Annotated in this window: 17 protein-coding genes; 15 read left to right on the top strand and 2 right to left on the bottom strand. The window is 53.1% G+C overall.

Annotation, left to right across the window (positions count from 1 at the left end):
* The first annotated feature begins 31 nt into the window (after positions 1 to 31).
* The 13 genes from CLV58_RS07090 to CLV58_RS07030 all read left to right on the top strand — a co-directional run bounded on the left by CLV58_RS07090 (position 32) and on the right by CLV58_RS07030 (position 15319).
* Positions 32 to 3007 (top strand): T9SS type A sorting domain-containing protein, encoded by a 2976-nt coding sequence (locus CLV58_RS07090; protein ID WP_106137099.1) that lies wholly within the window; start codon positions 32 to 34, stop codon positions 3005 to 3007.
* A gap of 153 nt (positions 3008 to 3160) precedes the next feature.
* Positions 3161 to 5323 (top strand): T9SS type A sorting domain-containing protein, encoded by a 2163-nt coding sequence (locus CLV58_RS07085; RefSeq protein ID WP_106137098.1) that lies wholly within the window; start codon positions 3161 to 3163, stop codon positions 5321 to 5323.
* Positions 5324 to 5537: 214 nt separating this feature from the next.
* Positions 5538 to 5909 (top strand): NADH-quinone oxidoreductase subunit A, encoded by a 372-nt coding sequence (locus CLV58_RS07080; protein ID WP_106137097.1) that lies wholly within the window; start codon positions 5538 to 5540, stop codon positions 5907 to 5909.
* Between the two features lie 62 nt (positions 5910 to 5971).
* Positions 5972 to 6517: an NADH-quinone oxidoreductase subunit B gene (locus CLV58_RS07075; RefSeq protein WP_106137096.1), complete on the top strand. Its 546-nt coding sequence runs from the start codon at positions 5972 to 5974 to the stop codon at positions 6515 to 6517.
* Positions 6518 to 6598: 81 nt separating this feature from the next.
* Entirely contained in the window at positions 6599 to 7099 is a 501-nt protein-coding gene (locus tag CLV58_RS07070; protein WP_106137095.1) for an NADH-quinone oxidoreductase subunit C, read from the top strand.
* 102 nt (positions 7100 to 7201) lie between these two features.
* Entirely contained in the window at positions 7202 to 8434 is a 1233-nt protein-coding gene (nuoD, locus tag CLV58_RS07065; RefSeq protein ID WP_106137094.1) for an NADH dehydrogenase (quinone) subunit D, read from the top strand.
* A 31-nt stretch (positions 8435 to 8465) separates the two neighbouring features.
* A complete protein-coding gene (gene nuoE, locus CLV58_RS07060) occupies positions 8466 to 8966 on the top strand; it encodes an NADH-quinone oxidoreductase subunit NuoE (RefSeq protein WP_106137093.1) in 501 nt (166 codons plus the stop codon).
* A 2-nt stretch (positions 8967 to 8968) separates the two neighbouring features.
* Positions 8969 to 10309, top strand: a complete 1341-nt coding sequence (gene nuoF / locus CLV58_RS07055; protein ID WP_106137092.1) for an NADH-quinone oxidoreductase subunit NuoF — start codon at positions 8969 to 8971, stop codon at positions 10307 to 10309.
* 100 nt (positions 10310 to 10409) lie between these two features.
* Positions 10410 to 11495, top strand: a complete 1086-nt coding sequence (locus tag CLV58_RS07050) for an NADH-quinone oxidoreductase subunit G (RefSeq protein WP_106137091.1) — start codon at positions 10410 to 10412, stop codon at positions 11493 to 11495.
* Between the two features lie 43 nt (positions 11496 to 11538).
* Positions 11539 to 12708 carry an NADH-quinone oxidoreductase subunit NuoH gene (gene nuoH, locus CLV58_RS07045; protein WP_106137090.1) on the top strand — a complete coding sequence of 390 codons (1170 nt, stop codon included), beginning with the start codon at positions 11539 to 11541 and terminating at the stop codon, positions 12706 to 12708.
* Positions 12709 to 12789: 81 nt separating this feature from the next.
* Positions 12790 to 13353, top strand: coding sequence for a NuoI/complex I 23 kDa subunit family protein (locus CLV58_RS07040; protein WP_106137089.1), 564 nt, complete (start codon positions 12790 to 12792; stop codon positions 13351 to 13353).
* Between the two features lie 42 nt (positions 13354 to 13395).
* Complete coding sequence (locus tag CLV58_RS07035; protein ID WP_106137088.1) at positions 13396 to 13950, top strand: NADH-quinone oxidoreductase subunit J family protein; 555 nt, start codon at positions 13396 to 13398, stop codon at positions 13948 to 13950.
* Between the two features lie 190 nt (positions 13951 to 14140).
* The gene (locus tag CLV58_RS07030; RefSeq protein WP_106137087.1) at positions 14141 to 15319 is read left to right on the top strand and encodes an acetyl-CoA C-acyltransferase; all 1179 of its coding nucleotides are present in this window, start codon (positions 14141 to 14143) and stop codon (positions 15317 to 15319) included.
* A gap of 80 nt (positions 15320 to 15399) precedes the next feature.
* Here the strand turns inward: CLV58_RS07030 and CLV58_RS07025 are convergent, their stop codons facing one another.
* Both CLV58_RS07025 and CLV58_RS07020 read right to left on the bottom strand, forming a co-directional pair.
* A complete protein-coding gene (locus CLV58_RS07025) occupies positions 15400 to 17487 on the bottom strand; it encodes a LysM peptidoglycan-binding domain-containing protein (protein ID WP_106137086.1) in 2088 nt (695 codons plus the stop codon).
* A gap of 193 nt (positions 17488 to 17680) precedes the next feature.
* Positions 17681 to 18829, bottom strand: a complete 1149-nt coding sequence (locus CLV58_RS07020; RefSeq protein ID WP_106137085.1) for an RNA-guided endonuclease TnpB family protein — start codon at positions 18827 to 18829, stop codon at positions 17681 to 17683.
* 293 nt (positions 18830 to 19122) lie between these two features.
* Here CLV58_RS07020 and CLV58_RS07015 point away from each other — a divergent pair, with 293 nt between their 5' ends.
* Together CLV58_RS07015 and CLV58_RS07010 are read left to right on the top strand one after the other, a co-directional pair.
* Positions 19123 to 20934, top strand: coding sequence for an acyl-CoA dehydrogenase family protein (locus CLV58_RS07015; protein WP_106137084.1), 1812 nt, complete (start codon positions 19123 to 19125; stop codon positions 20932 to 20934).
* Positions 20935 to 21116: 182 nt separating this feature from the next.
* A complete protein-coding gene (locus CLV58_RS07010; RefSeq protein ID WP_106137083.1) occupies positions 21117 to 22070 on the top strand; it encodes a helix-turn-helix transcriptional regulator in 954 nt (317 codons plus the stop codon).
* Positions 22071 to 22155: the final 85 nt, after the last annotated feature.

The following is a 22155-nucleotide window of genomic DNA, read 5'->3' as shown; positions in this document are numbered from 1 at the left end:
TGCTAGCGCGATGGCCTAGTACCTACTTGCTATGAAACACGTTTTGCTGGCTGCCGGTGTAGTGGTCTGTCTATTGTTGCCCTTGCTAACCGTAGCGCAGATTCAGGTATCGTTTCCAACTAGCCGTGCTGTTTTCCAGCGTAACAACGCGAATCAGGCAACGTTCAGAATTACGGGGTACTACACCACCACGGTAACCCGTATCGACGCCCGGTTAACAGCCCGTGACGGACAGGGATCATCGACCGATTGGCAAACCATCCAGACGAATCCGTCAGGAGGGGTATTCGCAGGGGATCTGACGGCATCAGGTGGCTGGTACTCGCTTGATGTGCGCGGCATGAATGGCGATCAGCAGGTCGGTAGCTTTACAGTTGATCGGGTTGGCGTTGGCGAAGTCTTTGTTATTGCTGGTCAGTCGAACGCACAGGGTATTCACCAGAGTGCTCCTGTGTCAACCGATGACCGGGTCAACTGCGTCAATTATCGGTACCCAGACAATGGGTTTCCTAATGAGCCACCGACGCCCGTTTTCTCTCATCTCGATAATACAACAGGGTTTACCATTGCACCGCGAGGTGATGGTAGCTGGTGCTGGGGACGACTGGGCGATCTGCTGGCCAGCCGCTTGAACGTTCCCATCATGTTCTTCAACAGCGCTTTCACCGGAACAGCCGTTCAGAACTGGCGACAAAGTGCTCCCGACGGCGGGGTTGCAGTTAGTGTCTACGACCCGTCTTTACTCTATCCCTCCCGTCAGCCTTATATCAACCTTAAACTCGCTCTTCAATTTTACGCAAACACGTTGGGGATACGGGCTGTTCTTTGGCAACAGGGTGAAGCAGACAATCTAATCAACACACCAACAGCCAGTTACGTCAGCGATCTTCAATATGTTATTACTAAAAGCCGACAGGACTTTGGTCGAAATATGAGCTGGGTGGTAGCACGGGCCAGCTACGGCGATCGGGTGCCGGGCCGCGTCAGCCAAGCCGTTATCACAGCTCAGAACAACGTCATTAGTGCCGGACCAAATGTATTTGCAGGGCCATCTACCGACAATATCCAGATACCACGCACGCGTCCCCCCCTGTATGATCCGGAAGGATTTCACTTTGACTATGATGGGCTTGTAGAAGTGGCCAACGCCTGGAATGGTAGTCTGAACGACACGTTCTTCCAACAATCGACTCCACAGTCTCCCACGGCATCGCCTACTCTTTCCGTTGCCTGTGCCGGTAACAATCTGACGCTAAGCGTCAACGGAAACTACAGCTCATTTCAATGGGAGTCTGGCGAAACAGGTCGCAGCATTACAAAAGGGGCTGGCCTGTATCGGGCCAAGGTGAAAGATGCTGCCGGTAATACGTCGTTTACGAGTTATGTACGCGTGAGCGATGCACCGGTTGCCTCCGTAGTAGGCAATGGTCCAGCTTCCATCTGCGTGGGTAGTTCACTGGCGCTGACCGCCAATTACGATGGCGTGTCGTGGGTAAATCAGCAGACAAATGCCGTCGTTGCCAATACGAGACAAGTTAGCGTCAGTACAGCTAACGGGTATTATTTCCGCTACAACGACGTTAGCGGCTGTACCTTCACGTCGAACGTACTGACACCGTCCGTCAATCCACTACCACCAGCTCCCACGGTTACCGCAGAGAAACCAACCACGTTTTGTCAGGGCGACAATACAGTATTGCGGGCCTCGTCGGATAACGTACGCTACAACTGGAGCGATGGTCAGTCGGGCAAAGCAATTACAGTGGGTTCGTCCGGAGCGTATACGCTGACCGTCACCGACCAAAACGGATGTACTTCCCCAGGATCGAACGCGATCTCGGTAACGGCCAACCCGGTTCCGGCAAAACCAACCATTTCAACCAACGGCCCGACTACCTTCTGTGCCGACCGAACCCTGACGCTGACGGCCCCCGAAGCAACCTCGTATAGCTGGACAAATGGGCAGACAGTGCGGGCCCAGACGGTAAATCAATCAGGCAATTTTGCGGTGCGCGTCACGAATCAGTTTGGCTGTCAATCGACGCAGTCCGACGTACTCAATGTCACGGTCAACCCGCTACCGGCCACGCCAACAATTTCGGCGGCTGGAGTGACAACCTTCTGTGCGGGTAACACCGTATCGCTATCGGCGGCAACCACGCAAAACGCAGTCTGGTCGAGCGGTCAGACGTCCAAGACAATTACGGTCAATCAGTCGGGTAACTACGCAGCACAGGCGCAGGATGGTAACGGTTGCCTGTCTCCGTTCTCGTCATTCATCACGGTTCAGGTTAATCCCCTACCGGCCGCGCCAACCCTGCTGACCAACAAATCACCGATCTTGTGCGAAGGCGATCGGGTTACGTTCAGCGTGAGCGGTCCATACACGGTATACTGGTCGACTGGCGATACTGCCCGCAGTATCACAACCGGACAGGCCGGCAACTACACAGCCCGCGTTCGCGATGTTAACGGCTGTCTGTCTTCCCAATCGGCCGCTACTGCGGTCGAACTTCGTGCGCTCCCCCCGGCCCCTACCGTCAATACAGTCGGTACGTTCACGCTGGAAGCCGTAAGCTCGACCAACAGCCCACTCTTCCGGTGGAAGCTGGGTAACGACACCCTAAGCACCACGAGCGCCATTCTAAAAGCAAGTCAGAGCGGGGTGTACTCGGCACAGGCAACAACGGTTTACTCGAATACCTTGACCTGTTATTCGCTACCTTCATCTGCGTATACCTACACGGTCGACGCAAGTCTTCAGGGTCTCAGCATCTACCCGAATCCCAGCCCCGACAAGGTGCTTACGATCGAAACCCAGCAGAATTTGATCAATGCTACGGTTACCGTTTACGCACTGACCGGTCAGCTCGTCTACTCGACAACGATACCAACATTCGATGAACGCCGTCAGATTACGTTGAGCGGCCTGTCAGGTGGTGTTTACGTGGTTATGGTTCGCGCAGCCGATTACAACGTGTCCCGGCGAATTTTAGTCGGGTTGTAATTTAAATGCCATTCTGCCGTTCAGTCAATGTCTACCGTATTGGCTATTGGACTTTATCGGGAAATAGCCCGCTGTAATACGTATCTGTCGCTGACTGATATGTCTTCGCGTACGTAGCGACAATAGTAGTGAGTAGCAGCTTTTTATCCGACTATGAAGAACCTATACACTCGTTTTTTAGGGTTGTTATTGGTGAGCACATTAACCAGTTCATTTTGTGCCTTTGCCCAAAACACACAACCCATTCGCATTACCTATCCCGGTAGCCGGGCCGTTTTTCAACGGGAAAATGATAATACCTCGATCATCTACCTGTCTGGAAATTACTACCAGCCTGTCGATAGTATACAGGCTCGTGTCGTGGCAGAAGTAACCGGACAAGGATTGAATACTAACTGGACAACCGTTCAGCGCAACCCGTCGGGGGGCGTATTCCAGGGCTCGTTACGCGTACAAGGTGGCTGGTACCGGCTCGAAGTACAAGCGTTTGCCGGCGGTACCGTGCTGGGTAGCGACGCCGTCCGTAAAGTAGGGGTTGGCGAAGTTTTCATCATCACAGGTCAGTCAAACGCGCAAGGCTTTCAGGGTTTCGGTGCGGTTGGAGCAGCCGACGACCGGGTCAATTGCGTTACCTACGACAATTCCAAAGCGAACTCACTAGCCGATCCGCCAGCCCCGTCGTTTCAACAGCTATCTGCCGACGCCTTGATCGGCCCTCGTGGCCAGAGTGCCTGGTGCTGGGGGGTGTTGGGTGATTTAATCGCGAAGCAGTATAACGTACCGGTCCTATTCATCAACACGGCCTGGCAAGGGACCGTGATTCGAAACTGGAAAGAAAGCTCCGACGGACAGATCACGAAAAATATTTTTGCCCTGGGAACGCCCGACGAGAATTTCCCAACAGGTATGCCCTACGCCAACCTAGTTATTGCATTGCGTTACTACGCATCCCTACAAGGGTTGCGGGCTGTACTTTGGCAGCAGGGCGAAAACGACAACGTTCCCCTCCACTCTACCCGGGAGACATATCGTACTGACATGCAGTACCTGGTCAATAAAACCCGGGCTGACTTGAATCGATATCCGGCCTGGGTATTGGCACGATCATCATACAACGCGGGCCAAACCAGCCAGGACATCATTCAGGCACAAAACGACGTTATCAATACGTATAACAACAACGTCTTCGCTGGCCCGTACACGGATAATATTCAGGTTCCGCGCTATGAAGGGCAGGTTCACTTTGGAAATGCGCCTGGTAACGAAGGACTCAATCAGCTAGGCCAAGCCTGGTTTAACAGCCTGAATGCCGTATTCTTCAGTGTTTCACAACCGTCGCGCCCGCTGCTTCAGCCAACCGTCACGGTGGCCTGCAATACGAACAACAATGCATTGACGTTATCGCTCCCCTCGCTGTACAGCAGCTACAACTGGAAAACCGGACAGCAGAGTCAGACCATATCTGTCAGTTCAACCGGTACGTACCAGGCCACGCTGAAAGACCGCTATGGCAATACATACCTTGCGCCAACTGTCGACGTTCAATCAGCGATTCAGCCAGTTACACCAACGTTGACATTGAGCAGTCAAACGGGTCAGGCAGCCTCCAGTCAACAGCAAATCTGTGCCGACTCCGTGCTCAACCTAACGGCGAACCTACCGGATAATAGCGTACTGCAATGGAGCAACGGGTTTGTCGGGAAAAGTCTGGCGGTTAGCACAGCGGGTACGTATTCAGCCCGTACGCTTAATGTTTACGGTTGCCGGTCTGGGCAATCGAGTAACATTACGCTGACGGTTCGCCCGAAAGTACCAACGCCCAGCATTGAGCAGGTGGGAACCTATACATTACGCGCGAACCTGCCCAGCTCGACAGGGGCGCAGTTGGACCGATTCGACTGGCGCCGGTCGGGAGAGCTGATTCCGCAAAACGGCGCGGAAGTGAAGGTAGTCGTCAGCGCCAACTATACGGCGCGTACCAAGTCTACGTTTACCCTGAGCGATGGGAGCAGCCTGACGTGTGCTTCGGCTTACAGTTCGCCCCAACCGTTCACCTTCGATTCCAGCATTGGTGGTGTAAGCGTTTATCCCAACCCTACGGCTGATGGGAAGGTGACGATTGAAACGCTCGAAAATCTGGTGAACGCACAGGTTGCTATCTTCTCGATGGACGGTCGTCAACTGTCAACGTCGCTTGTCCCTGTTTTCGACAACCGTCAGGCTGTCGATCTGGGTGGCCTTGCTCCCGGCGAGTATTTGATTCAGGTCAAATCGGAAAGCTTCAACATCTCACGGCGGGTCATCGTCAACCCCTGATCCGCTGCCCCCTTTTTGTGGTAATGCGACTGGCCTCTCTTACTGGGAGGCCAGTCGCGTTATGGGTCCTGCGCGTCCGTGTGTACCCCGCCTGCCGCTTGCTGAACTAGGCGGATTTTTGTATTTTTGACTAGAGTTCACCTTTGCGTTCGTTCGGGCGCGAAGGCCAATCGGTTTTATCCTTACCTTTGGTCGCGTATTTCCCAATCAACTGATGAACACAACCTACGTACCCGCCGATTACCTGCCTATTCTAATTCAGATGGGCCTGGCGCTCGGCTTTATCGTTACGACGATGCTGGTTACTCATGCCATTGGTCCGAAGCGTCACAGTGTTAAGAAAGACGATCCGTTTGAGTGTGGTATCCCGGTTCAGGGGGACGCTCGTACACCGATCTCCATCAAATATTTTCTGATTGCCATTCTCTTTGTACTATTCGATGTAGAAGTCATCTTTCTGTACCCCTGGGCCGTTAATTTCAAAGGGCTGGGCATGACTGGCTTTATCGAAATGGTCCTCTTCATGGGCTTGCTGCTGGCTGGTTTCTTCTACATCATCCGTAAGGGTGTTCTGAAGTGGGAATAGTCTACAACCGAATCATAACACAGTTTTGTCTGTTATATAAGTAGACAATTCGCTCGTTTACTATGGCTAGTAATATCAAAATGGTAGAAGGTCCTGACAGCTACGATGGCGCTGGTTTTCAGGCAACTTCCTTCGATAAAATAATCGGTCTGGCAAGAGCAAACTCGCTGTGGCCACTTCCGTTCGCGACTTCCTGCTGCGGCATCGAGTTTATGTCGACGATGGCGTCGACATTTGACCTTGCCCGCTTTGGTTCGGAACGTCCCAGCTTCTCCCCCCGGCAGGCCGATATGCTCCTGGTAGCCGGTACGATTGCCAAAAAGATGGGCCCCGTTGTCAAGCAGGTATACCTGCAAATGGCCGAGCCCCGCTGGGTTATCGCTATTGGGGCCTGTGCGTCGAGTGGTGGTATCTTCGATACGTACAGCGTCTTGCAGGGTATCGACCGGATTATCCCCGTCGACGTGTATGTACCAGGGTGCCCCCCGCGCCCGGAGCAGATTCTCGAAGGGGTGATGCAGGTACAGGAGTTGGCCAAAAACGAGTCCTTGCGCCGACGGAATACCGAAGAGTACCAGAAACTGCTCAATTCATATAGCATTCAATAACTGAGTGGTAAGCTGACAAATTGAATTACCCGAATAGGGATTCGAATCAATTAGTCAGTCTACCAGTCGATCCCGTCCGCCATGTTCACCAACGAGCAACTAGCGCAGCATATCATCAATCAGTTTGGCGATGCCGTCAGTGACTTCGACGATCCGTATGACCTGCTGACGTTTTCAACCACACGGGAGCAGATTGTCGCACTTATTACTTACCTGCGCGACGAGCCGGCCCTACAGGTCAATTTTCTTACGGACATTACCGCCGTTCACTACCCGGATTCGCCCGGTAAAGAGTACTGCGTTGTGTATCACCTGCACAGCTTCGTCAATAATTTCCGGTTGCGCATCAAGGTCTTTTTGACGGCCGATGACATGCACATACCAACGATGGTACCGCTGTTTGCCGGGGCCAATTGGATGGAACGGGAAACCTTTGATTACTTCGGTATTCTCTTCGATGGTCACCCGGATCTGCGCCGGATTCTTAACATGGAAGAGATGGATTACCATCCGATGCGCAAGGAGTATCCGCTGGAAGACGCTACGCGTGAAGACAAAATCGACGCCCTGTTTGGCCGGTAAAAAAAGTTGTAGCGTTGGTCGGTTGTAGAGTTATAAAGCTCATTTGAACGACCTATTAAACTTTACAACTATACAACTCTATAACCATACAACTTCAGTCTTATGGTTTCTGAAGAACTCGATACAACAAAGCAAAACTTACCCGCCGAGCAGGGGCCGGTTCAGTACGTCAACGAACTAACGACCCTTAACCTCGGCCCCACGCACCCCGCCACGCACGGTATTTTCCAGAACGTGCTCCAGATGGACGGGGAGAAAATCGTATCGGGTGAGCAGACGATTGGCTATATCCACCGCGCGTTCGAAAAAATTGCCGAGCGCCGGCCCTTCTACCAGATCACGACCCTGACGGATCGGATGAACTACTGTTCGTCGCCGATCAACAACATGGGGTGGCACATGACGGTCGAAAAGCTGCTGGGCATCGACATTCCCAAACGAGCCCAGTATATCCGGGTAATTATGATGGAACTGGCCCGTATTGCCGACCACATCATCTGCAACGGTATTCTTGGTGTAGACACGGGTGCGTTCACCGGCTTTCTGTATATCTATCAGGAGCGGGAAAACATCTACGAAATCTACGAGGAAATCTGCGGTGCCCGCCTGACGACGAACATGGGCCGGATTGGTGGTATGGAGCGTGACCTCTCGCCCACCGCAATCCGTAAAATCAACGAGTTTCTGAAACGCTTCCCAGCGGTGCTGCGCGAGTTTGAAAGCCTGTTCAACCGGAACCGGATTTTCATGGATCGTGTCGTTGGCGTAGGCGGCATCTCGGCTGAACGCGCGCTCAGTTACGGCTTCACCGGGCCGAATCTCCGGGCTGCGGGTGTTGACTACGATGTCCGTGTGATGAATCCATATTCGTCGTATCAGGATTTCGAATTTGATATTCCCGTCGGTCAGAGTGGCGACACATACGATCGGTTTATGGTGCGGAACGAGGAGATGTGGCAAAGTATGCGCATCATTCAGCAGGCAATGGACAACCTGCCGGAAGGCCCGTTCTATGCTGATGCACCCCAGTACTACCTGCCGCCCAAACAGGAAGTGTACAAGAACATGGAAGCCCTCATCTATCACTTTAAAATTGTGATGGGTGAAATCGACGCACCGGTTGGCGAGGTATATCACGCCGTTGAAGGCGGTAATGGCGAACTTGGCTTTTACCTCATTAGTGACGGGGGGCGCGCGCCGTACCGGCTACACTTCCGGCGTCCCTGCTTCATTTACTACCAAGCTTATCCCGAAATGTGCAAAGGCCTGACGCTGTCGGATGCTATCGTTATCATGAGTAGCATGAACGTAATCGCAGGCGAACTAGACGGGTAACTCCTGCTTCATTGACCATTTTCGTTGATTTATGACCACCGAATCCACCATACAGTTTACGCCGGAACGGCTGGCTGAAGCGAAAGAAATCATTGCCCGCTACCCGGAAGGACGGCAAAAATCGGCACTTCTTCCGTTGCTGCACCTGATGCAGGAGCAGGAAGGCTGGACGAGCACCGAAGGGATGGACTACATAGCGCGTATGCTCGACATCCAGCCAATCGAGGTGTACGAAGTCGCCACGTTCTACACAATGTACCATGTGCAGCCCGTTGGCAAGCACGTGATTGAATACTGCCGGACGGGGCCCTGCTGCCTGATGGGTGGCGACGATGTCTTGGCGCACTTGAAACAGCGGCTTGGTATCGAAACGGGACAAACTACGGTCGATGGGCAGTTTACGCTGAAGGAAGTAGAGTGTCTGGCAGCCTGTGGTATGGGTCCTGTCTTTCAGGTTCGTGAGCAGTATTACATGCACCTGACCAACGACCGGGTCGACGAAATCATTGACGAACTGTCGAAACAAGCGTAACCATGACAAAGAAAATCTTAACGGAGCATATTAACGTTCCGGGTATCGAGACGTTCGACGTTTACCGGCAGCAGGGTGGTTATACGGCGGTTGAAAAGGCGCTGAAAACCATGACGCCCGATGAGATCGTCGAAGAAGTAAAAAAAGCCGGCGTTCGGGGTCGGGGTGGTGCCGGTTTCCCGATGGGTATGAAGTGGAGCTTTCTGGCGAAACCGGAAGGTGTTCCCCGGTACCTGGTTTGTAATGCCGATGAGTCGGAGCCGGGTACGTTCAAAGACCACTACCTGATGAAGCATATTCCCCACCTGCTGATCGAGGGGATGATCGTCTCGTCGTTTGCGCTGGGGGCCAATAAGTCGTTCATCTACGTACGGGGTGAACTGATGTATGTTATCCGAATTCTGGAAAAAGCCATTGCCGAAGCGAAAGCAAAGGGTTTTCTGGGTAAAAACATCCTCGGCAGCGGCTACGACCTCGAACTGGTTGTGCAACCCGGTGGCGGTGCGTACATCTGCGGAGAAGAGACAGCCCTGCTCGAATCGCTGGAAGGCAAGCGTGGCAACCCACGGAATAAACCACCGTTCCCCGCTGTCAAAGGACTGTATCAGTGCCCAACGGTAGTCAACAACGTCGAGTCGATCGCCACTACATCGTGGATTATCAACAACGGTGGTGATGCATACGCGGCTATCGGTATCGGTCGTAGCACTGGCACCAAGCTGATTTCCGCGTCAGGCCACATGCGCAAGCCGGGCGTGTACGAAATCGAGCTGGGTTTACCCGTTGAAGATTTCATCTACGCCGACGAATGGTGCGGTGGCATCCGGCCCGGTCATAAATTCAAAGCCCTGGTTGCCGGTGGTTCATCAGTCCCCATCCTGCCCGCCAATCTGGCGCTGACACTGGCCAACGGCGAAAAGCGGCTGATGAGCTATGAATCCTTATCCGACGGTGGGTTTGCTACCGGTACGATGCTTGGTTCGGGCGGCTTCATCCTGTTCGACGAAACATCCTGTATCGTGAAGAACACCTGGAATTTCTCACGGTTCTACCACCACGAGTCGTGCGGTCAATGCAGTCCCTGCCGGGAAGGAACGGGCTGGATGGAAAAAGTCCTGCACCGCATCGAGCATGGTCACGGCCATCAGCACGACATCGATCTGCTGGTCGACGTGTCGAAGAAGATCGAAGGAAACACCATTTGCCCACTCGGCGATGCTGCTGCCTGGCCAGTTGCCAGTGCTATCCGGCATTTCCGTGATGAATTCCAGTGGCACATCGACCACCCGACCGAAGCCACCCAGCCGGGAGCTGTTTATCGGGGTGAGATGGCTTTGGTGTAGATAGTACAGTAGACGTGTTTTACAGCTCGTTGTTGAATCTGACAACGATCGACAGACTGGCTCGTAAACGCATCGATTGACATATAGCGACTTTAGACTAATGGAAGATACAAAACCACAGTTGCTGACCGTCACGATTGACGGCATTGCCGTTGAGGTAGAGCCCGGAACCACTATCCTACAGGCAGCCCGCAAGATCGGGCCGGACGTGGCACCACCGGCGATGTGCTATTACCAGCCGCTGAAAGGCAGCGGGGGTAAATGCCGCGCCTGTCTGGTACGCGTGGCTGCCGGATCGACGAAAGACCCCCGGCCTATGCCGAAACTGGTCGCTTCCTGCCTGACAGCCGTTCAGGACGGTATGGTGGTCGAGAATACAACCAATCCGCAGGTTGTCGACGCCCGGAATGGTATCGTCGAGTTTCTGCTGCTGAATCATCCGCTCGACTGCCCGGTTTGCGACCAAGCTGGCGAGTGCGACCTGCAAAACTTTGCCTTCGACCACGGCAAGGCGACGACTCGGTACGAAGAAGATCGCCGGACGTTCGAGAAGAAAGATATTGGCCCGTACATTCAGCTGCACATGACGCGTTGCATCCTGTGCTACCGCTGTGTGTACACCGCCGACCAGATTACCGAAAAGCGCGTTCATGGTGTATTGGGCCGGGGCGATGCGTCGGAAATCGGAACGTACATCGAGAAAGCAATCGACAACGATTTCTCGGGGAACGTTATCGATGTCTGCCCCGTCGGCGCACTGACCGATAAGACTTACCGGTTCAAAAACCGGGTATGGTTTACCAAACCGGTCGATGCACACCGCGATTGCCCAACCTGCTCCGGCAAGGTTACGCTCTGGTACCGGGGCGATGAAGTAATTCGCGTAACGGCCCGCAAAAATGAGTGGAACGAGGTAACGGAGTTTATCTGCAACACCTGCCGGTTCGAGACAAAGAAAACCAGCGACTGGGTTATCGAAGGGCCAACGAAGGTGTCGCGGTCGTCGGTAATTTCGGCGAACAAGTACCGGGCCGATCTGGAGAAGCCTAGCTTTGGTAAGCGGTTGGCTGCTGCCGAATACAAGCCTATTCATGATGAGCGGGATACGTCGCAGCTCAGTATTCAACAGCTTCCGCCCGAGCGCTTTGCCAAAACATTGCCTTCGGCCGTCGAGCCAGAACCCTGATCGAAGCCGAATTCGGTCTCATTAAACGAAAAATAACCTAGTAATGGCCTTACCCATTCTATTAACCAAAGGGCTGATAATTCTGGTCATCTTCGGAATTTCGCTCCTGATCGCTACCTACTCGACCTACGCCGAGCGTAAAGTAGCGGCTTTTCTGCAAGATCGGATTGGTCCCAACCGGGCAGGTCCGTGGGGGCTTTTACAGCCGATTGCGGATGCCGGTAAGTTGTTCTTCAAAGAAGACTTTATCCCGTCTCAGGCCAGTAAGTGGCTGTTCATCCTAGGACCATCCCTGGCTATGTTCACTGCGCTTATGTCGAGTGCGGTAATCCCATTTGGCGACAGCATCCGATTCGCATGGGATAATGTGAATTATGACGTTAACGTGCAGGGTATCGAGATCAACATCGGCGTACTGTACATCTTTGGCGTAGTGTCGCTGGGCGTGTATGGTGTTATGGTTGGTGGCTGGGCATCGAACAACAAGTTTTCGTTGCTGGGTGCCATTCGGGCGGCTTCGCAGAACATCAGCTACGAGATTGCGCTGGGTCTGTCGATGATTGCGATTCTGATGATGACGGGTTCGCTGTCGGTACGGCAGATCGTGAATGAGCAGGCTACCTTCTTCGAATGGAACGTCTTTACGCAGCCATTGGGCTTTATTATTTTCCTGACCTGCTCCTTTGCGGAGTGTAACCGGACGCCTTTTGATTTACCGGAATGTGAAACGGAACTCGTCGGCGGTTATCACACCGAATATAGCTCGATGAAACTGGGACTTTATCTGTTCTCGGAGTATATCAACATGTTTGTCTCATCGGCGTTTATTTCAGCGCTGTATTTCGGCGGCTTCCATTATCCTTTCATGAATGAAGTGAACGGCGCGCTGGAGAAGTCAATGGGTGCCGTGACGGGCCATAACCTGGCTACCGCAATCGGCTTCCTCGTCTTTTTCGGTAAGATTCTGTTCTTCATCTTCTTCTTTATGTGGGTACGCTGGACCCTGCCCCGCTTCCGGTACGACCAACTGATGAACCTGGGCTGGAAAATTTTCATCCCACTATCGATTCTCAACGTCGTCGTGACGGGTGCCGGTCTGCTTTATGATTTCAAGTACTCATCCTGGCTGATTGTGGTTGTTATGACCGTATTGGCAGTTATGTCGCAGGCCAAAGCGCCCAAACAGCAGGTTGTGCCACAGAGAACGGTTTAAGGTATACAGTTTACGGTTTGCAGTAAACTGGGGGCTCATTTCAACAGAAAACTGTAAACTGTAAACCGAAACAAATACACTATGCAACTTACCAATCGCGCGAAGCAGGTCAGCAACAAGGAAATGACGCTGGCAGAGAAAATGTATCTGCCGGCAGTGGTAGGTGGGCTCGCCATCACCATCAAGCACTTCTTCCGCAAAAAGCCGACGATTCAGTACCCGGAGGTAAAAAAATACCTGGGGCCCATCTATCGCGGTCATCACGTATTGAAGCGGGACGAACAGGGCCGGGAGCGCTGCACGGCTTGTGGCCTGTGTGCCGTAGCCTGCCCCGCCGAAGCCATTTCGATGGTAGCCGCCGAGCGTAAAAAAGGCGAAGAAGCGCTGTACAGAGAAGAGAAATACGCAGCCGTATACGAGATCAACATGCTTCGCTGCATCTTCTGCGGGCTTTGTGAAGAAGCCTGCCCCAAGCAGGCCGTGTACCTGCGTCACGATCGCATGGTTCCTGTATTTCAGGAGCGCGACGAAGTGATTTACGGCAAAGATCGGCTGGTCGAGAAACTGGATGACCGGTATATTCGGAAAAACTCGGAAGTCAAAACAACACCGACCGAACCCAGCCTTACCCGGTCAACAACGTAGTAGCGGCAGCCTCTCCTATCCGTTTCTGTATAGCATTAAGTTATGACTGAATTTCTAGCGTTTTTCAAGACACTCACGCCGACCGGCTATTTGTTTCTGTTGCTGACAGCCCTGACGGTTATCAGCGCTATGGGCGTCGTTACCGCCCGCAACCCGATCTACAGCGTACTGGCGCTGATTGCTACCTTCTTCTGCCTGTCGGGCCATTATATTCTCCTGAATGCTCAGTTTCTGGCAGCCGTCAATATCATCGTCTACGCGGGTGCCATCATGGTACTCTTTCTGTTTACGATCATGTTCCTGAATCTGCGGAGAGAGGATGAAGAAGCAAAAACAAACCTGACCAAGATCGCATCGGTCATCGTCGGCGGTACGCTGATGGTGATGCTGATTATGATCTTCCGGGCGAAATCGTCGCAGTTGCCGGTAGGAAGTACTGTCGGCTTCGAGCCCAACACAGGAATGGTCGAAAATCTCGGCCATCTGCTTTATGGCAGTTACATCCTGCCATTCGAACTGGCATCGGTGCTGTTTCTAATCGCTATGGTAGGTGCCGTCATGCTCGGTAAGCGCGAAGCGGGCGACCGTCATTTCTAGTCATCGCTACACCAATCCGTACGAAGCCGCCTGCTTGGGCGGCTTTTTTTATGCCGCTATAGTTCAGTATGTGATTCTAGCAGAAATAGTATGCGTGCATAATAATTTCCACTAGTCTGGTAATTTTTCCCGCAAAAAGTAAGTTATTGCGCTATAGTTCAAGCCTAAAAGCCAATAAACCTAGTAATACATGGACGCATATATTGTTGCTGGCTATCGTACGGCGGTCGGTAAGGCGCCACGGGGTGGGTTACGGTTAACCCGTCCTGACGATATGGCCGCAGAAGTCATCAAGCACCTACTCCGTCAGGTACCTGCTCTTGACCCGGCACGGGTCGAAGATCTTATCGTGGGGAACGCCGTACCCGAAGCAGAACAGGGTATGCAGATTGCCCGTTACATCGCATTGCTATCGTTGCCTAACAGTGTTCCCGGCTTCACGATCAACCGCTATTGCGGGTCTGGTCTGGAAGCCATCGCCATCGCATCGGCCAAAATTCACGCTGGTTTGGCCGACTGTATCATTGCGGGCGGTACCGAATCGATGTCGATGGTGCCAGTCATGGGCTGGAAGACGGCTCTCAATTATGAAATCGCCAAAGCGCACCCCGACTATTACATCGGCATGGGTTTGACAGCCGAGCAGGTAGCGCAGCAGTTCAATATCAGCCGCGACGCGCAAGACGAGTTCGCGCTGGAGTCGCACCAGAAAGCACTGGCCGCTCAGCGCGACGGTAAGTTCACCGACGAAATCGTGCCGATCAAGGTCACGGAAACTTACTTCGACGCCGAAAGCAACAAGAAGAAAAACCGGGAGTGGACCGTAGCGCAGGACGAAGGCCCTCGTAAGGACACAAGCGCCGACGGACTGGCAAAACTCAAACCTGTTTTTGCAGCAGGTGGGTCGGTTACGGCTGGGAACTCCTCACAAACTTCGGACGGTGCTGCATTCGTCATCGTGATGTCGGAGCGGCTGGTGAATGAACTGAACCTAAAGCCGGTAGCCCGGATGATGTCGTATGCATCGGCAGGAGTCGAGCCCAAGATCATGGGTATCGGACCGGTAGCCGCTATTCCGATCGCGCTGCAAAAGGCGGGTCTAAAACAGGACGATATCGATATGATCGAGCTGAACGAAGCGTTCGCGGCCCAGTCGCTGGCGGTTATTCAGGAGCTGGGGTTGGACCGCAGCAAGATCAACCCGAATGGTGGTGCTATTGCGTTGGGGCACGCGCTGGGTTCAACCGGTGCCCGACTCACTGTACAGTTGTTAAACGAAATGCGTCGGCAGAATGATAAATACGGCATGGTATCGGCCTGTGTAGGCGGAGGTCAGGGCGTAGCCGGTATTTTTGAACGTCTGAACTAAGCTATCGGCCAGAATAGACTTACAAAAAAGGGGCGGGCTACCAGTGCTGGTAGCCCGCCCCTTTTTTAACGCGATGGCACTCATTTCTTACGGATGATCAGCCGCTGCCCCACTTCGATGGTGTAGTTTTTTAGATTATTCCAGCGTGCCAACTCATTGACGGGTACCTTGTTGATCAGCGCAATCCGGTAGGCTGTCTGTCCGGGCTGCACGACGTGGTAATAAACTTTTGTATCCGCAGTTGGGGCTGGGGCCGGCGACGACGATGCTGTCGTTACTGGCGCTGTCGTTACTACCGTTGGTTTTGGCTCGGCGACGAAGGTAGGTTTTGCCGATTGCCGGGTGGCCGGGCGCGCGACAATGGAAGCGGGTACTTTCACGACACCGACAATGATTTCCTGACCAGCTTCCAATGGGTAGCGTTCCGACAGATTGTTCCAGGCATACAGCTGACCCACCGCTACACCGTACTGACGGGCAATAGACGAATAGGTCTGTCCCGCCTTAACAATGTGCAGGCGAACGATTTCCCGAGGTTCAGCCCGCGCCGTGTCGGGCTGAACGGGAGCAGCAGTAGCGGTTGACGGCTCGTTCGGCGATAGTTTTGTCGGGCGTTGCGTACTGGTTTCTATGGATTTGCCCGGTGTCGGAGATGGGGCAGTCCGTCTTACTGGCCCGGTCACTTGCCCGGCGCGAACAGTCGACGCAGGGGCTGAGCTAACTCGAACTGGTGCAGCAGCCGTTGTTGAACGGGCAACTGACGGAGCCGGATTGATAATGACGGTTCGCTTGGTAAGCGTATCAGGCGCAGGCGTGACCGGTCGTGTCACAGCAACTGGTTCGTCGGCCGGTGTATCGTATTGGCGGGGTGTTTCGGGGAGCTGTTGGTATTCGACGGGTCGGCGGGCCGGGCGCTTTCGCTGCAGCCAGACGATACGCCCGGTCTGCACGCGCTGATTGGCCGGAATACGATTGAATTTCAGCAATGATTTCAGCCGAACACCGTACATATTAGCCACCTCACGCAAGGTCTGCCCACGCTGCACGACGTGAAACGGTACCTTCGCCCGTTTGGCTTTTCGCGCCAGGTAATAAATCTGCCCTGGCAGAATAACGTCTTGTGCAGTAAGGTCGTTATCGGCAATAAACCGTTCCACCGGTTTTCTTCCGTAATAAGCCAGCGTAATCACGTTGTCACAGGATTGCGCCTGAATCCCCGGTAAGCCGTTGATGGTGTAGTACACGGCCTGGCCGTACAGACTTGTGGGTGCCAGCGGTTTCTTCACCAGAACCGGGAAGCCCACATCGGCCGGTTGCTTATTGCCTGCCTGAGCCTTTCCCTGCGACAAACTTCTTACCTGTGGAAACTCCTCGGCAGTAACCCGCACCAGAACCGGGTATCGTTTTTCGGTTGGAATAACCGTTGTCTTCAGCCATTGGTTGAACGGTTCAAAGCGATCTTCGTCAAGCCCGAGCTGCCGGGCGATGGATGCAATGGTTTGGCCACTACCGTTGGGGTAATCGAACAGCACATAGAGCTGTCCCGGCCGAAAGGTTGGCTCTTCACGCTCGACGACGAACTTACGGGCCAGGATTTTCCACAATAAGGGCGGATTTTTCTCCGTCAGCAGCAGGTAGGTCGCGTATCGGCTGCCCGGTTTGCGATCGGCTGGCGATACACCCTGTAAATAGTACAACAGGGTCTGCGCATAGTTTCCCGACTGAAGTTGTAACTCCGACAGCCGGTCTACGACCGCGTCGGTCGACAGAATCGGATGCAGCCGCTCATCAACCGATGGGTCGATTCGTAGCTTTAACTTACCAGCCTCATCGATGGTCAGCCCCCAGTAACCAACGTCGGATGTAGTACTGAACGGCAGGGATACGTAGCGGAAGTCGATGGGTAATTTATCGTCGGCAAGACGGGCTTCGAGCAGGGGGGTCAGTTGCCGCAGTGCTTCCAGATCGCGCAGCAACGCAGGCCGATCCGCATACATGGTGTTGATTTCCTGCTGAATCAGTGTCCGGGCAGCTTCGTTGATATGTACCGTCACCCCCGCGAACTCGACGTCAAATGAAACCTGCGGCACCGTCTGTCCATCGGCCGCGAACCAACGCACGACTAGCAGGCAGCCAAATACCAGTTGTTTCCAGCTAGTTCGTTTCATTCTTACTCAGTTATCTGATTAGGCCAACGGCCTGAATCGCCAAAAATATCAATTATTCACGCATCGTCCGATGCCGCCTGTCGGAATGTGCCCGTTATCGTGTATTTTGATAATACGATCACAGGCTGTTAAAATGCCGATCTATTGACTACTCCCCCCGCTAAAGCAGGGGGATTCTTGCGAAAGATTCGGGCTACTGCCCCGTCTTAACTCGCAACGGCTGAGTCCCCAACCGGAAAGTCTTTGATAGGCCAAAGTTTCGGATATTGATAGCCGCGTTTTGGTCTCTATCGTGTTTAGTTTCACACTTAATACACGTCCATTCCCGTTCGGTTAAACTCAATTCGCCTTTTTGATGGCCGCACGTAGAACAGATTTTAGAACTTGGTTCAAACCGACCGATCTGCTCAAAGTGCTTCCCGTGCCACTCACATTTGTAACGGATAAAGCCCTCAAACATCCCCCAGCCTACATCGCTGATGGCCCGGCTCAAATGACGGTTCTTCACCATACCCGCCACGTTCAAATCTTCCAGCACAATCGTATCATACTCCTTGACTATCGCAGTCGATGCTTTGTGTAGAAAATCCTTACGTTGATTACTTACTTTCTCATGCAGTTTCGCAACGACAAGTCTTTGTTTATGGTAGCCCTTGCTTTGCGCCTTTGCGCCTTTCTTAGACCGACGTTTGAGCGTCCGTTGCTCGACCCGTAACCGCTTCAACGAGTGGAACAGCAGTTTAGGGTTAGCGATGCTAGTGCCGTCTGAGAGCGTCGCAAAGGTCTTGAGTCCAACGTCCACGCCTACTGCCGTCTCATGCGACATTGGTCGCTTCGCTGGTACGTCTGCGCCCGTCTCAACCAGTACTGAGACCAAGAACTTCCCGGTTGGCGTCTTGCTGACAGTGGCATTACGAATACTGCCCACGAACTGGCGCGAAACAATTAGCTTCACCCACTTGAGTTTAGGCAAAAACACACTTCCTTTTTCCCAATCAACCTTTACCCCTTGCGGAATATGAAATGATTGTTTATGCTTCTTGGATTTGAAACGGGGAAATTTAGCCCTGCCTTTGAAAAAGTTGGTGAATGCGTTATCCAGATTGGAAATAGCGTGTTGCAGGGCGTGAGTCGGAGACTCATACAGCCAGTCGTACTCAGCTTTCAGGTCGGTCAACTGCTTCATTAATTCAAAACAGTTAACGGACACGCCTTTTGTGTAAGCGTGAATCTTCGTATCTAAGGCTAAATTATACACAAACCGACATGAACCCATTATCCGGTTCAGGTGATTAGCCTGTTCGGGTGTTGGAGCCAACTCGTATTTGTATGCTTTAATCATAATTGAAAGATGCTCAACTTGACACAAATAAAAAATCTATTGCAAAAACAAAATAGGATTCGTGCGTTCGGCTCCTATCCCCGGCCCGCGCGACGTCCGCTAAAGGCGCGGGGCTTGCGTCGCCTATAATCTATCGTCAAAAGCAAATTGTTAGCCATCTTTTCGGTTTACAGCGAACACAACACGAGCATGCATTTTATGGAGAAAAAATTGTTATTAGTATGCTTGCATACTAATCTATATTCTTCGTTCTTTGTACAAATTAGTATGCAAGCATAACAAACTGCAACGTCATGATTGCGACCGAACCGAAAGCATCCATTAAAGGGGGCGAATTCCTCATTAAAGAAACCAGCGCAGCGCAGGTTTTTATACCCGAAGAGTTTTCTGAAGAGCAACAGATGATTGCGGCTACCTGCCGTGAATTTCTGGAACGCGAAATATGGCCACGACTCGATGAAATCGACAAGGCGAAGTCGCCCGAGTTGATCTCGTCGCTGATGGACAAAGCCGGTGAACTGGGTCTGCTCGGTACGGGCGTACCCGAAGAATACGGCGGCTTCGGCATGAGTTTCAACACCTCGATGCTGGTCGCTGAAGTAACGGGTGCAGGCCATTCATTTTCCGTTGCGCTCTCAGCGCATACCGGTATCGGTACGCTGCCGATTGTGTACTACGGCAACGATGAGCAGAAAGCCAAATACCTGCCCAAGCTGGCAACCGGTGAGTGGAAAGCCGCCTATTGCCTGACTGAGCCGGACTCTGGTTCGGATGCCAACTCGGGCAAGAGCCGAGCGAAGCTGTCGGAAGACGGCAAACACTATGTGCTCAACGGGCAGAAAATGTGGATCACCAACGGTGGTTTCGCCGATGTGTTTATCGTGTTCGCCAAGATCGAGGAAAACGGTCAGGTCGACAAGAACCTGTCGGCCTTCATCCTGGAAAAAGGATTCGATGGAATCACGATGAACGAGCCCGAGCACAAAATGGGGATCAAAGGTTCGGACACACGACAGATTTTCTTCAACGATGTGAAAGTGCCTGTTGACAACCTGCTGTCTGATCGGGGCAATGGTTTCAAGATCGCCGTCAACATCCTCAACATTGGCCGTATCAAACTGGGTGTTGCTGCGGTAGGCGGCAGCAAGGAAGTAATCAACAACGCCGTCAACTACGCCAACGAGCGGAAGCAATTCAAAACGCCAATTGCCCAGTTTGGCGCGATTAAGCACAAACTGGCCGAAATGGCCGTTAAAGTCTACGCGTCGGAATCGGCCAGCTACCGCGCGGGTCAGAACATCGACGACATGATCGAGGACCTGAAAAGTCAGGGAATCAACGACGTTACTGCCAAGCTACAGGCGCTGGAACAGTTCGCCATTGAGTGTGCCATCATGAAAGTGCATGGTTCGGAAGCGCTCGATTACGTGGTCGATGAAGGCGTACAGGTCTATGGCGGGATGGGCTATTCAGCCGACGCACCCATGGACCGCGCTTACCGCGATGCACGGATCAACCGGATTTTCGAAGGTACCAACGAGATCAACCGGATGCTTGTCGTCGACATGCTGCTGAAGCGGGCGATGAAAGGCGAGCTCGACCTGATGGGTCCGGCAATGGGCGTGGCCAAGGAAATCATGTCGATTCCTGACTTCAACACGGAAGAGGAAGAAGGCCTGTTCGTCGCCGAGAAGAAGGTGCTGAAGAACCTGAAAAAAGCCGCGCTCATGGTCGCCGGTGCCGCCGTGCAGAAGTTCATGATGACCCTCTCGAACGAGCAGGAGATTCTGATGAACATCGCCGACATGGTCATCGAAATCTACGCGGCCGAATCAGTGCTACTGCGCGTTGAGAAGCTGATCGGCGTCAGGGGTGACGAAGCGATGAAGCTGCAAAAGCAGATCGCACTGGTGTACCTGCACGAAGCCGTCGAGAAAATCAACAACGTTGGCCGTCAGGCGGTCACGTCGTTTGCCGAGGGCGACGAGTTGCGTGGTATGCTGATGGGAATGAAACGCTTCACCAAAATAGAACCGCTGAACCTCAAGGATGCGCGCCGGACCATCGCTGACGCCATGATCGCGGAGAATAAATACATTTTTTAAGGAGGGTCGGGTGGATATAGCTAGTAATCCATCAACAACGAAAAGGTGCAAAGGCGGTTCTGACTCAGAGCCGCCTTTGTTGTTTTGAAAAGTAGCAGCGCTGTAAAGTTATAAGGGTGTAAAGTTGGTTCCAGGGTGGTAGAAGTCCTTAACTTGCGCGATAAACAACCTCCTCTCCACCCATGAATCGCATCGACCGGTTGACCGCCATTCTGATTCACCTGCAAACGAAACGGGTCGTGAAAGCGCAGGAACTGGCCGACCGGTTTGACCTGAGCCTGCGGACGATTTACCGGGACATTCGGGCGCTGGAGGAAGCGGGCGTTCCCATCGGTGCCGAAGCGGGCATTGGTTATTTCCTGACGGATTACCACCTGCCCCCGGTGATGTTTACCAACGCGGAAGCCAGCGCGCTACAGGTTGGCGGCAAGCTACTCGCACAAATGGCCGATGAATCGTTACGGACGCCCTACGAGTCGGCACTGTATAAGATCAAAGCGGTATTGTCGCGGTCAGAGAAGGACCATCTGGATGAGCTGGCCGGTCAGATTGAAATCCTAAACCCAACACGTCCACAGCCCTACTCCGATCAACTGCTGTACGCCATTCAAGGGGCGCTGGTACGGGGCCACCGCCTGACAATTGTGTATCGGGCGGGTTACAACGATAGTCAGACGCAGCGCACCATCGAACCCATCGGCCTGTGTCACTACGGTATCGGCTGGCACCTGATTGCTTACTGTCGGCTCCGCGACGACTACCGTGATTTTCGCGTCGATCGGATTCAACAGCTGGCAGAGCTAAGTGAGCCTTTTCCCCGGCAGTCGCGGCTGACCTTGCAGGGTTATCTGGACCGGCTGAAGCAGGAGCAGGACTTACAGGAAGTAGTCATCACGTTCAGCCGCAAAATGGCCCGGTTTACGCACGATGAGCGGTATTCGTTTGGCTTCATTTCGCAGGAAGAAACGCTGGACGGAGTACGTATGACGTTCCTGACGCAATGCCTGAAAACACTGGGTCGCTGGCTGCTGATGTACGGCAATTCCATTCGCGTCGAGCATCCAACTGAGCTGAACGAGATTATGCGGCATTACATTCAGGAAATGGTCGAGCACTACGAACTGCCAATGGTGTAGGGCTAGCTTATTTATTGCGCTTGACAAACCATACTGACATAAGGCTGTCAGTAGTCGCTCAGACCTTTGTAGGGCACACTAAATT

Origin of the sequence: Spirosoma oryzae, from assembly GCF_003002825.1 — a bacterium.
GTDB classification, from domain to species: Bacteria; Bacteroidota; Bacteroidia; order Cytophagales; family Spirosomataceae; genus Spirosoma; species Spirosoma oryzae.
This window is presented reverse-complemented; position numbering and strand designations above follow the sequence as displayed.